Genomic DNA, 12613 nt, shown 5'->3' with positions numbered 1-12613 from the left:
ACGCCTTTTCAGTTTAACGTCTCACAACGCGATCTCGCCACCGTGACGAATTCGCAGGCGTAAGCCGCCTTGTCTTTCTGCATGAACACGATGAACTTGCTGCCATTGGGAACCGAGGCCTTGATCTCGTATCCCGACGACAGAAGCTGCTTGATGGTCGAAGAGCCGCCGCTCGACAGCGATATGCCGCCCTCGTCCGTCGCCGTCTGGGCGAGAGCGGGGGCAGACATCGCAGCGAGAAAAGCCGGTATGGCCAGCGGCAGACGCATCAGCGGTCGACCTCCCCGAACACGATGTCGAGGGAGCCGAGAACGGCTGTAACGTCGGCAAGCTGATGGCCCTTGCACAGGAAATCCATAGCCTGCAAATGTGCGTAACCCGGAGCGCGGATCTTGCAACGGTAGGGCTTGTTCGAACCGTCTGCGACCACGTAGACGCCGAACTCGCCCTTCGGCGCTTCGACGGCGGCGTAAACTTCGCCGGCCGGAACGTGGTAACCTTCGGTGTAGAGCTTGAAGTGGTGGATCAGCGCTTCCATCGAACGCTTCATCTCGCCGCGCTTGGGCGGAACCACCTTGCCGTCAAGCGAGGACACAGGGCCGATGCGGTGCTTGCCGGAGAGAAGATCGACGCACTGCTTCATGATCTTCACGGATTCGCGCATTTCCTGCATGCGGATCAGGTAACGATCATAGCAGTCGCCGTTCTTGCCGACGGGAATGTCGAATTCGAGATCGGAATAGCACTCATAGGGCTGCGCGCGGCGCAAATCCCAGGCAGCGCCCGAGCCGCGCACCATCACGCCCGTGAAACCCCAGGCGAAGGCGTCTTCAAGCGAGACGACGCCGATATCGACGTTGCGCTGCTTATAGATGCGGTTATCGGTCAAAAGGCCTTCGATATTGTCGAGAACGGTCAGGAACGGATCGCACCACTTGCCGATATCATCGACCAGTTCCGGCGGCAGGTCCTGATGCACGCCGCCCGGACGGACATAGGCCGAGTGCATGCGGGCGCCGCAGGCGCGCTCATAGAACACCATCAGCTTTTCGCGCTCTTCGAAGCCCCAGACCGGCGGCGTCATCGCGCCGACGTCCATGGCCTGCGTCGTGACGTTCATGATGTGCGACAGGATACGGCCGATTTCCGAATAGAGAACGCGGATCAACTGGCCGCGCATCGGGATTTCGAGACCGAGCAGCTTTTCGACGGCGAGCGCGAAAGCATGTTCCTGGTTCATCGGCGCGACGTAGTCGAGACGGTCGAAATAGGGAACAGCCTGCAGATAGGTCTTGGTCTCGATCAGCTTTTCGGTGCCGCGATGCAGGAGACCGATATGCGGATCGACGCGCTCGACGATTTCGCCGTCCAGTTCCAGAACCAGACGCAGCACGCCGTGCGCGGACGGATGTTCCGGACCGAAGTTGATCGTGAAATTGCGGACGTTATGCTCAGTCATTCTAGTGCTCCGCCGAGGTGATCATGGCGATGAATTCGGGGCCGGTCATGTTCTGCGTGGTTTCAGCGAAAGAGTAGCTCGAGGGCTTCTCATCCGTGAAAATCTGCGACGCGAACTTGAAACTGGAAGGGTTATCGAAAGCCTGCAGCGAAACGGCGAAATGCTTGCCGTCCTTCGAGCGCCACATCAGCGTGCTGCCGCAATTCTTGCAGAAGCAGCGCTCACCCCATTCCGACGAGGAATAGACGCCGAGGTTCTCTTCGTTTTCGACGGAGATATCAGCGCATTCGACAGCCAGAAACGCACCGCCGGACCAGCGGCGGCACATGGAGCAATGGCAAACGCCGAATTCGCGGGCACCGATGACGGCATTGAGGCCGACGGCGCCGCAAAGACATTGCGCATGCTCTGTCGCGGGGGCTTGGCTCATTGCTTGGCCTTTTCGTCACCCGGGAGAACATATTCGGTTCCTTCCCACGGGGAGAGGAAATCGAAGTTGCGGAATTCCTGTTTCAGTTCGACCGGTTCATAAAGAACCCGTTTCAGCACGTCATCGTAACGCACTTCCACAAAGCCGGTAACCGGAAAATCCTTGCGCAGCGGATGGCCTTCGAAACCGTAATCCGTGAGGATGCGGCGGAGATCCTTATGGCCTTCGAACGGAATGCCATACATGTCCCAGGCTTCGCGCTCGAACCATTCGGCACCCATGTAAACGGAGGTCGAAGACGGCACGCCCTCGTCTTCCGCGACCTGCAGCTTGACGCGCACGCGCAGGTTCTGGCGCGGCGACAACAGGTGATAGACGACATCGAAACGCTTCTCGCGCTGCGGCCAGTCGACACCGCAAATATCGATGATGTTGACGAAACCGCACTGCACGTCGTCACGCAGGAAGGTCAAAAGCGCGATCACGCTTTCAGGCGTCGTGTTCAGCGTCAGCTCGCCATAGGCGATATCGGCCGACACCACGAGGGAACCGCGCGCTTCCTTAACGTAAGCAGCAAGATCGTTGAGAGCTTCGCTCATTCTTAATCCGTCCTTTGCCCTTAGCGCTCGATCGTACCGGTACGACGAATCTTCTTCTGCAGCAGAAGCACGCCGTAAAGCAGCGCCTCCGCCGTGGGGGGACAGCCCGGAACGTAGATATCCACCGGCACGACGCGGTCGCAGCCGCGCACCACGGCGTAGGAATAATGGTAATAGCCGCCGCCATTGGCGCAGGAGCCCATGGAGATGACGTAACGCGGCTCAGGCATCTGGTCATAGACCTTGCGCAGAGCCGGCGCCATCTTGTTGGTCAGCGTGCCGGCGACGATCATCACGTCGGACTGGCGCGGTGAGGCGCGCGGTGCGACGCCGAAGCGCTCCATGTCATAACGCGGACCGGACGCCTGCATCAGGCCTTCGACGGCGCAGCAGGCGAGACCGAACTGCATCCACATCAGGGAGCCGGTACGGGCCCAGGTGATCAGCTCGTCGGTCGAGGTGACGAGAAAGCCCTTGTCGGCCAGCTCGTCATTGATTTCCGTGAAGTAGGCGTCGTTGCTGCCAACCGGCTTGCCGGTCGAGGGATCGATGATCCCCTTCGGCTGCGGCGCAACGAGCGTGGTGTTGTTCTGGCTCATGCCCATTCCAGCGCTCCCTTCTTCCACTCATAGATAAAGCCGATGGTGAGAACGATGAGGAACACCATCATCGACCAGAAACCGAACCAGCCCATCTCGCCGAAAGACACCGCCCATGGAAACAGGAAGGCGACTTCCAGATCGAAGATAATGAACAGAATCGACACCAGATAAAAGCGGATATCGAACTTCATGCGGGCGTCGTCGAAGGCGTTGAAACCGCACTCGAAAGCGGAGAGCTTTTCCGGGTCCGGCGCCTTGTAGGCGACAGCGAAAGGCGCAATGAGAAGCGCCAGGCCGATGACGAGAGCGATACCGATGAAGATTGCGATCGGAATGTAGGAACTGAGGAGTTCAGTCATGGTCTCTTCCCTGCCCGGCCGGGTGCCGGACCTGCCTTTGTGACCCGAAGTCTCAAAGAGCGCACAAATATGTTGCAACGCCAAAGTCGTTAGCGCAGCCGCGCTCTCTCTGCAAGAGTTTAGGCACCATTTCAAGACACCTGCCGCATTGATTGGCAACAATATTGCCGGAATTGACGCAAATTTGGGCCACAATTCCGGCCTAAGCCCCTCAAATACAATAATAATCGATTGAACGACGCAACCGCAAAAAAGTCACACGAATTTTACGTCCGGATGGCGGTGAAGTGACGATATTCGGGAATCGAAACTTGACTAAAAAATGCAGGAAAAATCGCGTTTAAAAAGCCCGGAATCAGGCGCTGGAATCGTCAATAGACGAGCGCGCAAATCGCGCATCGATCTGTTTTTTGAGGAGACATTTCAGGAGAAAGAAATGGCGCGAGTGACGGGGCTCGAACCCGCGACCTCCGGCGTGACAGGCCGGCACTCTAACCGACTGAGCTACACCCGCGCACCACAGACATTCATCTGCGTTTTCCGAGGGACAGGATGGCGCGAGTGACGGGGCTCGAACCCGCGACCTCCGGCGTGACAGGCCGGCACTCTAACCGACTGAGCTACACCCGCATCTCCTGACGACCGGAACCAGTCCCGCCGCTCGAACCAGCCTCGGCTGTTCGATGAGCGGCTAACTACGGCGTTCGTGCGGGGGTGTCAAGCAGGTTTCACGACAAAAGAATAAGCTTCTTCATTTTGATCGGGAAAAACCGGAAGGCCTTGGAACGCGATTGCGGCAAACGCCCTGTTTTGCGGGCTTTTCCCAACGAAAACAAAAAACTTGTCCACAGCCGCAGGCTTCCGTAACGGGATTTCCACATGGTCATCAAGGCGTCCTCGGGTCTTGTCTCAGGCAAAAAGCCCGCAGTTCCCGGCTTTTTGCCCCCGCCCCCCGGCGACGGAAAATTCTCTCGGCAAAAAAAACAAAAAAACTTCACAAAAGCCCTTGCGGTTTTTTTCCGATCCGAATACATCACGGCCACCGACGCGGCGGACACGATCCGAGACACGCGAAGGGCGATTAGCTCAGTTGGTAGAGCGCCTCGTTTACACCGAGGATGTCGGGAGTTCGAGTCTCTCATCGCCCACCATTTTCTCAGAAGATTTAAATATCATCCGCCAAACCGAGCTCCTTCGTGTCTGCTTTCGCGATGCGATAAGCTCTCGAGTATTCGGAATTATCGCCCCTGCCCTCACTGCGGTCGGTAAAGCGTCGTCATGATTCCCAACCGCTGGAATCGCTTTTCTCCAGTTACACCATGCCAAATCGGCACTGCTGTTCCATATTCCGACAGCTTGACCACCCCCTGTATCAGCCCGCAACATACCGGAAAATAAGGAAGATTCAGACTTTCTAAAGAGATTTCAGGCATTGTTTGCGCACCGTTTCATGATGAACGGTTGAACTGATGGATGAAACCATGTCGATCGACGCGTTTGTAACACTCGCGCTTATTGCGCTGCCTGTTTATATTTTTTTCCGCTGGGTCCAGCAGGACTCGGAAAAACAAGATACTCCCAAAAGCAAGAATTCCCTGGGGCGGTGATCCGTTACGATCGATCCGCAGCATTTTCCCGGATGGCTTCCGGACGAAATCCTCCACAATCCGATATCGAAGCGGCAATGCCGATTTTAACGGCTTGCATCGTCAGGCATCGTGCAAGATCGGGAAACCCGGCCAAGGGGCTCCTCGCCGCACAAAAAAGCCGGGCATAGCCCGGCTTTTCTCATTTGCGGCGCCAATCGGCTCGATCAGTTGATCGCCTTCATATTGACGGTGAAGAACAGCGTTTCGCCGGAAGAATCGTCCACGCCGTCATTGTCGGTCACGGCATAGGCCGTTCCCGCCTTGTCGAAGGTGAAGCCTTCCAGCTTGTCGACGACATAACCGTTGGTCTGGGCCTTGAGGTCGGGCAGGAAGTCATGGGCTTCCTGCTTGGCCACCAGCGGCAGTTCGCCGCCGATCTTGCCCGGCTTCAGGTCCGCGATCGCAACGCGGTAGAGCTTCTTGATCTTGGCCTTGTCGCCGATCTGGTTGTCGCGCTCGACGATATAGACATAGTCGCCCTGCGCGGCGATTTCGGAGAGGCCGACCCAGCCTGCCTCGGTCTTGTCGAGCGGGTAACGCACGGCGCCCCATTCCTTGGACTTCGGATTGTAGGAGACGAGCTTGACGAAGCCCTTCTCGTCCGTGCCCCACTCACGCTGTACGGCCATCCACAGCGTCGCGTCGTCGCCCTTGCCGATCATCGTTACGCCTTCGAAACCGAAGCGGGTGTCGCCGGCGAGAAGTTCCTTCGGCAATGCGATCTCAGCCTTGATCTCGCCCTTGGCGTTGACGTTATAGAGCGCGTGGGGGACGAGCTTGGCGCTGTCGCCTTCAGAAGCCAGCCAGAAACCGCCCTTGCCGTCCAGCGTGATGCCTTCGATGTCGAGCTTTTGAGCGGCGATGCCGTCACGCTTGACGCGCAGGACGCTGGTGATGGTGGCGGGCTTTTTCGTCGCATCGATGGTGAAGATCGACGGCTGGTTGCCATAGACCGAGTCAGAGACGGCATAAAGAATGCCGGGCTTTTCGGCATCGCCGACCAGACCCGAAAGAGCGCCCCAGCCGATCGGTGCACCATCGACGGTCGCGGAAACGAGCTGCGGATAGGCTGCTTCACCTTCACCGCGTTCATAGAGCATGACATGCGAGCGGACGCCGCCGTCTTCGATCAGATCGACCTCATTGGCCGTGGCAAGGAGGTTACGCGACGGGATGGCGACAGCGCCTTCCGGCGAAACGCCTGAAGGCAGGAGCTGCGTCAGTTCCGGCTCCTTGCCAGTGTCCTTGTAGACAGCGACGACAGAGGCGCGTTCGGACAGCACGAAGAAATATTTCTGGTCGCCGAATGTCGCCGCTTCCAGACCTTCGGGCTCGATACCCTTGGCCTTGGAGCGCTTTTCCGGATAGTGGCCGATGGCCGCAACCGCATGTTCGAGCGAGGAGCCGGATTCGTAGACGAGCTTGCCGGTCTTGTCGAAGATGGTGAAGCCACGCGAACCGCCCTGCCAGTCGCCCTCATTGGCGATGACGATGCGGTCATTGTCCAGCCACTTCACGGCGTCCGGCTCGCGCTTGCGGCCTTCCTGCTTGTCGGTGAACTTCAACTGGCCATCGGTCTTCGTATCGATGCCTTCAAGATCGACCTTGCCGGCGGAGAAATGCGTCTTCACCGTGCCGGTCTTGCCGTCGAGAATGACGATATGATTGTTTTCCTGAAGGGTCAGCGCGATCTCGCCATTGGCATTGATCGAGACGAATTCCGGTTCCGGATCTTCCGGGGCGATTTCCGCAAGGCCAGTCAATTCGATCTTCTTCAGCGTTCCGCAGTCGGCGACGCCGTTCTTCAGGCCGACCGTGACCAGATAACCGGCGGGCATCTGCGGCAGAGCGCCTTCGTCTACCTCTTCATCGCGCTCGTTTTCAATGGCGATGGCGGCGAAGGTCTTGTCCGGGGAAACGGCGACGGAATCGGGCTGGCCGCCGAGATCACAGCTTGCTTCGATCTTCTTGGTAGCAATATCGACCGTCACCAGCTTGCCGGAGGGCTTGGCGCGGTTTTCCGACGTGTTGACGCCGGCCAGCACCTTGAGACCGGCAACGGCAACGGAGGTCGGCTCGCCTTCGAGCAGCAGCGCGCCGCCGGCCTTGGGAGCCTTGGCGTCGGTGATGTCGATGAAACCGATGCCGCCAAGCGGGCTGTCCGAATAGATCAGCGTCTTGCCGTCTTCGCTGGCGGTAATGATTTCAGCCGAGGTGACGGACTTGGCGTCCTTGTCCGCGGGAAGGTTTTTCGCCACCGGGAAAGATGCGATGCGGTTGAAAACCGGCTCGGCAGCGGCCGGGATGGCTGCGGACGTAAGCAGTGCAGCGGTCAAAGCCATTTGAGAAAATCGGAACGCCATTTTAATCCCCCTTGGGTCCAGAAATACCCCAAGGCTTCTGCGTTACAGACATGACAGTGGCATGACACTTCCTGACCGCTGAATCAAAAAGCCCGGCCTAGAAGGCCGGGCTTTCGTGTTTATGCCCACATTCCGCGTAGAAAAACGCCGTGTGTCCGGATGGAAGCTACACAGGCGCTTCCCTGCTTTCATTCACATCTTGACCGGGAAAACCCGGCCTGTCCGAAAAGAGCTTCTCGAAACACCGCCCACTTTTGGCGGCGATGTGACGGCGTCAGGGCGTCAAAACATGTTTCCTCGTGAACCTGAAAAGCCGCCCGCCCGCCGCCGGGCGTTGCGGCTTTCCGGAAACCTTACGAGTTGACGGCGTCCTTCAGGCCCTTGCCTGCGGAAAACTTCGGTACGTTGCGAGCCGGGATATCGACTTCAGCACCCGTGGAAGGGTTACGGCCCTTGGAGGCTTCACGACGGCTGACGGAGAAGCTGCCGAAGCCGGCCAGACGAATGTCGCCACCGTTCTTCAGTTCGCCCTGTACAGTTTCGAATACAGCATCAACAGCGGAAGCAGCATCTGCCTTCGTGAGACCAGCCTTTTCGGCAACAGCAGAGACGAGCTCGTTCTTGTTCATGTTTCCACCCCTTTCAATGGTTTGAAACGACTCAAATTAAGCCGGCGCAGAATACGTTCGCATCCGCGCGCAGCAACCCAAAAGCGCTGGAATCGCCTGAAAAACAAGGGGTCTGCGTTTTTTTTCACAAAAAAGGCCGACATTTCTGCCGGCCTTCCACATATTCGTGCCAAATTCGCATCACTTGTGCGCAGCTTTACGCCACATGCGCCATCAGACACCTAACACATTGAATCTATGCAGCAGCCGTCGCGAAAGGCGATTCCCGCCCCTCGCGACGATGCATGCATCAATGCGCGATGGTCTGGCTGCCGTCGTCGACGCCTTCGACGGTTGCGATCACCGGCGTCTCGATGCTGCCGTCCCACTCGATGGGCTCCGGCTGGCGGATAAGGGCGTGCTTGATGACCTCGCCCATGCGCGACACCGGGATGATTTCCATCTCGTTCTTCACATTATCCGGAATTTCCGCCAGGTCCTTGGCGTTTTCTTCCGGGATCAGCACCTTCTTGATGCCGCCGCGAAGGGCCGCAAGCAGCTTTTCCTTCAAGCCGCCGATCGGCAGCACGCGACCACGAAGCGTGATCTCGCCCGTCATCGCCACATCCTTCGAGACCGGGATGCCGGTCATGATGGAGACGATGGCGGTGGCCATGGCAACACCGGCGGACGGTCCGTCCTTCGGGGTCGCACCTTCCGGAACGTGCACGTGGATGTCGCTCTTGTCGAAGCGCGGCGGCTCGATGCCGAAGTCCACGGCGCGCGAACGGACATAGGATGCCGCCGCCGAAATGGATTCCTTCATCACTTCCTTGAGGTTGCCGGTAACCGTCATGCGGCCCTTGCCCGGCATCATCACGCCTTCGATGGTGAGCAGCTCACCGCCGACTTCCGTCCAGGCAAGACCCGTGACGACGCCGACCTGATCCTCGCGCTCGGCCTCGCCATGGCGGAACCGCGGAACGCCCAGATAATCCGGCACGTTGGCAGCGGTGACTTCCACGGACTTGACCTTGCCCTTGATGATCTCGGTGACAGCCTTGCGCGCCAGCTTCATCAGCTCGCGTTCGAAGCTGCGCACACCGGCTTCACGGGTGTACTGCTGGATCACGACCATCAGGGCGTCATCGGTAACCGAGAACTCTTCCGGACGAAGGGCATGTTCCTTGATCGCCTTCGGCAACAGGTGACGCTTGGCGATTTCGCGCTTTTCGTCTTCCGTGTAACCGGCGATGCGGATTACTTCCATACGGTCCATCAGCGGGCCGGGAATGTTCAGCGTATTGGCCGTGGTCACGAACATCACGTCGGACAGGTCGTATTCCACTTCAAGGTAATGGTCCATGAAGGTGGAGTTCTGTTCCGGATCGAGCACCTCGAGCAGAGCCGACGACGGATCGCCACGGAAATCCATGCCCATCTTGTCGATTTCGTCGAGCAGGAAGAGCGGGTTCGCCTTCTTGGCCTTCTTCATCGACTGGACGATCTTGCCCGGCATGGAGCCGATATAGGTACGACGGTGACCGCGGATTTCCGCCTCGTCACGCACGCCGCCAAGCGCCATGCGCACATATTCGCGGCCGGTCGCCTTGGCGATCGACTTGGCGAGCGAGGTCTTGCCGACGCCGGGAGGGCCGACGAGGCACAGGATGGGTCCGCGGATCTTCGAGGCGCGCGCCTGTACGGCGAGATACTCGACGATGCGTTCCTTGACCTTGTCGAGACCGAAATGATCCTGATCGAGGATTTTCTCGGCAGCGTTGAGGTCTGCCTTGATCTTCGACTTCTTGCCCCAGGGCAGACCGAGCAGCCAGTCCAGATAGTTGCGCACGACGGTCGCTTCCGCGGACATCGGGCTCATCTGGCGAAGCTTCTTCATTTCCGCCTCGGCCTTTTCCTTGGCCTCCTTGGAAAGCTTGGTCTTGGCGATGCGCTCTTCCAGTTCGGCCATCTCGTCACGGCCGTCCTCGCCGTCGCCGAGTTCCTTCTGGATCGCCTTCATCTGTTCGTTCAGATAATATTCGCGCTGCGTCTTCTCCATCTGGCGCTTGACGCGCGAGCGGATGCGCTTTTCCACCTGCAGCACGGAAATTTCGCCTTCCATGAAGCCGAGCGCCTTTTCGAGCCGCTGCTTCACGCTGACGGTTTCCAGCATTTCCTGCTTTTCGGTGATCTTGATCGACAGGTGCGAAGCGACCGTATCGGCAAGCTTCGAATAATCGTCGATCTGGCCGGCAGCGCCTACAACCTCGGGCGAAATCTTCTTGTTGAGCTTCACATAGCTCTCGAATTCAGACACGACCGAACGCGACAGCGCCTCGATCTCGACCGGATCTTCGGCAGGCTCCTGCAACGGCGTCGCAGTGGCTTCATAGAAGTCTTCACGGCCGGTGTAGCTGTCGATCTGGGCGCGGCCCTTGCCTTCCACCAGCACCTTCACGGTGCCGTCGGGAAGCTTCAGGAGCTGCAGGACATTGGCGACCGTGCCGACCTTGTGGATGGCCTCCGGGGCCGGATCGTCATCGCTGGCGTTGATCTGGGTGACAAGCATGATCTGCTTGTCCGAGCCCATGACTTCCTCGAGCGCACGGATGGATTTTTCCCGCCCGACGAACAGGGGAACGATCATATGCGGGAAAACGACAATGTCGCGCAGGGGAAGTACCGGATAGGTACCGCCAGATGCCGCAGACGTGATGTTCGTCATATCATTTCCTTTCCATGGTCCCTTTCGGGACACTTTGCCGGACAGCTTGGGGCATCCGGCACATTCATTTCTCGAGACTGAAAGTGGAGTTTCGAAACACCGATTTCAAGTCGCCGGAACAGACGGTCCCGCTAAGCCGCAAGACCGTGAAATTCAACAAAACCCAGCGCCGGCTAGTACTCCCGACATTTCCGGTTATCCCGAAGGACATGGGAACCGGGTCGCCGACGGGAATTCACATTTCCGTCATATCGCGCTGCAAATCAGTTGTAAGACTTTATCAGCAAAGCGCAATCCGCTCCAAACGCAAAATCGGGCTTCGCCAAGTTAGGCGCAAGTTTCACACCCGGCGACAACAGAAAAGGCCCGCACGGAGGCGGGCCTTCTAACTTCATCGAAGCACCGGACCGACCGATCAGGCCGAAACGTTGGTCTTTTCTTCCTGACGATCCGCATAGATGTAGAGCGGGCGTGCAAGGCCACTGACGACCTCGTCGGAAATGACCACTTCGCGCACGCCTTCCAGCGTCGGCAGTTCGAACATGGTGTCCAGAAGGATCTTTTCCATGATCGAGCGCAGGCCGCGGGCGCCGGTCTTGCGGGTGATCGCCTTGCGGGCGATTTCGCGAAGGGCGTCCTCGTGGAAGGTCAGTTCCACATCTTCCATCTCGAACAGGCGCTGATACTGCTTGACCAGCGCGTTCTTCGGCTCGGACAGGATCTGGATCAGCGCATCCTCGTCGAGGTCTTCCAGCGTGGCGAGAACCGGCAGACGGCCGATGAATTCCGGAATGAGGCCGAACTTCACCAGATCTTCCGGCTCCAGCTCGCGCAGAACCTCGCCGACGCGGCGATCGTCTTCCGCCTTGACGGTCGCACCGAAGCCAATCGAGGTCTTTTCACCACGGGCCGAGATGATCTTGTCGAGGCCGGCAAAGGCGCCGCCGCAGATGAACAGGATGTTGGTCGTATCCACCTGCAGGAATTCCTGCTGCGGATGCTTACGGCCGCCCTGCGGCGGAACGGAAGCGACCGTGCCTTCCATGATCTTCAGAAGCGCCTGCTGAACGCCCTCGCCCGACACGTCGCGCGTGATGGACGGGTTGTCCGACTTGCGGGAAATCTTGTCGACTTCGTCGATATAGACGATGCCGCGCTGGGCGCGCTCGACATTGTAATCCGCAGCCTGCAACAGCTTCAGGATGATGTTTTCCACGTCCTCGCCGACATAACCGGCTTCGGTCAGCGTCGTTGCGTCCGCCATGGTGAAGGGAACGTCGATGATGCGGGCGAGCGTCTGGGCAAGATAGGTCTTGCCGCAACCCGTCGGGCCGACGAGCATGATGTTCGACTTCGCAAGCTCGACATCGCCATTCTTGGAGGCGTGCGCGAGGCGCTTGTAGTGGTTGTGAACGGCAACAGACAGGATCTTCTTCGCCTGCTTCTGGCCGATGACGTATTCGTCGAGGATCTTGATGATATCCTGCGGGGTGGGAACACCCTCGCGCGACTTCACCATCGACGTCTTGTTCTCCTCGCGGATGATGTCCATGCACAATTCGACGCATTCATCGCAGATGAATACCGTCGGTCCGGCAATGAGTTTCCGGACTTCGTGCTGGCTCTTGCCGCAGAATGAACAATAGAGTGTATTCTTAGAGTCGCCGCCGTTGCTGCCGCTGACTTTGCTCATATCTCTTTCCTTCCAGCACGCCGCAGGTCCGCCAAACGGATCGCGGTCAACTTACCGCCCGCCGATACGGCAGCCCTTGGGGTGCATCGCCGTATCCGCCTCGTTTCCCGGGGTACTAACCGG

Annotated in this window: 12 protein-coding genes and 3 tRNA genes; 2 read left to right on the top strand and 13 right to left on the bottom strand. The window is 58.5% G+C overall.

Features of this window, described 5'->3' with window-relative positions; all coding sequences use genetic code 11:
• Positions 1-8 precede the first annotated feature (8 nt).
• From CFBP4996_RS04725 to CFBP4996_RS04685, 9 genes are all read right to left on the bottom strand, one after another.
• Positions 9-269, bottom strand: a complete 261-nt coding sequence (locus CFBP4996_RS04725; RefSeq protein WP_003521522.1) for a hypothetical protein — start codon at positions 267-269, stop codon at positions 9-11.
• A complete protein-coding gene (locus CFBP4996_RS04720; protein ID WP_003496461.1) occupies positions 269-1459 on the bottom strand; it encodes an NADH-quinone oxidoreductase subunit D in 1191 nt (396 codons plus the stop codon). The genes CFBP4996_RS04725 and CFBP4996_RS04720 overlap by 1 nt, the downstream gene beginning before the upstream one ends.
• A gap of 1 nt (position 1460) precedes the next feature.
• The gene (locus CFBP4996_RS04715; RefSeq protein WP_059752670.1) at positions 1461-1889 is read right to left on the bottom strand and encodes a GFA family protein; all 429 of its coding nucleotides are present in this window, start codon (positions 1887-1889) and stop codon (positions 1461-1463) included.
• On the bottom strand, positions 1886-2488 hold the full coding sequence (locus tag CFBP4996_RS04710) for an NADH-quinone oxidoreductase subunit C (protein ID WP_003496465.1): 603 nt from the start codon (positions 2486-2488) through the stop codon (positions 1886-1888). The genes CFBP4996_RS04715 and CFBP4996_RS04710 overlap by 4 nt, the downstream gene beginning before the upstream one ends.
• A gap of 20 nt (positions 2489-2508) precedes the next feature.
• Positions 2509-3093: a NuoB/complex I 20 kDa subunit family protein gene (locus CFBP4996_RS04705; RefSeq protein WP_003521524.1), complete on the bottom strand. Its 585-nt coding sequence runs from the start codon at positions 3091-3093 to the stop codon at positions 2509-2511.
• Positions 3084-3449: an NADH-quinone oxidoreductase subunit A gene (locus CFBP4996_RS04700; protein ID WP_035259670.1), complete on the bottom strand. Its 366-nt coding sequence runs from the start codon at positions 3447-3449 to the stop codon at positions 3084-3086. The genes CFBP4996_RS04705 and CFBP4996_RS04700 overlap by 10 nt, the downstream gene beginning before the upstream one ends.
• Positions 3450-3886: 437 nt before the next feature.
• A tRNA-Asp gene (locus CFBP4996_RS04695) sits at positions 3887-3963 on the bottom strand.
• 39 nt (positions 3964-4002) lie between these two features.
• A tRNA-Asp gene (locus CFBP4996_RS04690) sits at positions 4003-4079 on the bottom strand.
• A 98-nt stretch (positions 4080-4177) separates the two neighbouring features.
• The gene (locus CFBP4996_RS04685; protein WP_162935801.1) at positions 4178-4483 is read right to left on the bottom strand and encodes a hypothetical protein; all 306 of its coding nucleotides are present in this window, start codon (positions 4481-4483) and stop codon (positions 4178-4180) included.
• Between the two features lie 41 nt (positions 4484-4524).
• Here CFBP4996_RS04685 and CFBP4996_RS04680 point away from each other — a divergent pair.
• Together CFBP4996_RS04680 and CFBP4996_RS04675 are read left to right on the top strand one after the other, a co-directional pair.
• Positions 4525-4600: transfer RNA gene (locus tag CFBP4996_RS04680), tRNA-Val, on the top strand.
• A 318-nt stretch (positions 4601-4918) separates the two neighbouring features.
• Entirely contained in the window at positions 4919-5056 is a 138-nt protein-coding gene (locus CFBP4996_RS04675; RefSeq protein WP_003521525.1) for a hypothetical protein, read from the top strand.
• A gap of 206 nt (positions 5057-5262) precedes the next feature.
• Here CFBP4996_RS04675 and CFBP4996_RS04670 read toward each other — a convergent pair whose 3' ends face one another.
• From CFBP4996_RS04670 to clpX, 4 genes are all read right to left on the bottom strand, one after another.
• Positions 5263-7461, bottom strand: a complete 2199-nt coding sequence (locus CFBP4996_RS04670; RefSeq protein ID WP_080852213.1) for an esterase-like activity of phytase family protein — start codon at positions 7459-7461, stop codon at positions 5263-5265.
• Between the two features lie 353 nt (positions 7462-7814).
• On the bottom strand, positions 7815-8090 hold the full coding sequence (hupB, locus tag CFBP4996_RS04665) for a DNA-binding protein HupB (RefSeq protein WP_006312721.1): 276 nt from the start codon (positions 8088-8090) through the stop codon (positions 7815-7817).
• A gap of 289 nt (positions 8091-8379) precedes the next feature.
• Positions 8380-10797, bottom strand: coding sequence for an endopeptidase La (lon, locus tag CFBP4996_RS04660; RefSeq protein ID WP_059752644.1), 2418 nt, complete (start codon positions 10795-10797; stop codon positions 8380-8382).
• A 415-nt stretch (positions 10798-11212) separates the two neighbouring features.
• The gene (gene clpX / locus CFBP4996_RS04655; protein WP_059752638.1) at positions 11213-12490 is read right to left on the bottom strand and encodes an ATP-dependent Clp protease ATP-binding subunit ClpX; all 1278 of its coding nucleotides are present in this window, start codon (positions 12488-12490) and stop codon (positions 11213-11215) included.
• Positions 12491-12613 lie beyond the last annotated feature (123 nt).

It is taken from the genome of Agrobacterium leguminum, from assembly GCF_005144435.2.
GTDB lineage: Bacteria > Pseudomonadota > Alphaproteobacteria > Rhizobiales > Rhizobiaceae > Agrobacterium > Agrobacterium leguminum.
The sequence above is the reverse complement of the archived record's forward strand: the minus strand, read 5'-3'. Positions and strand labels throughout refer to the sequence as shown.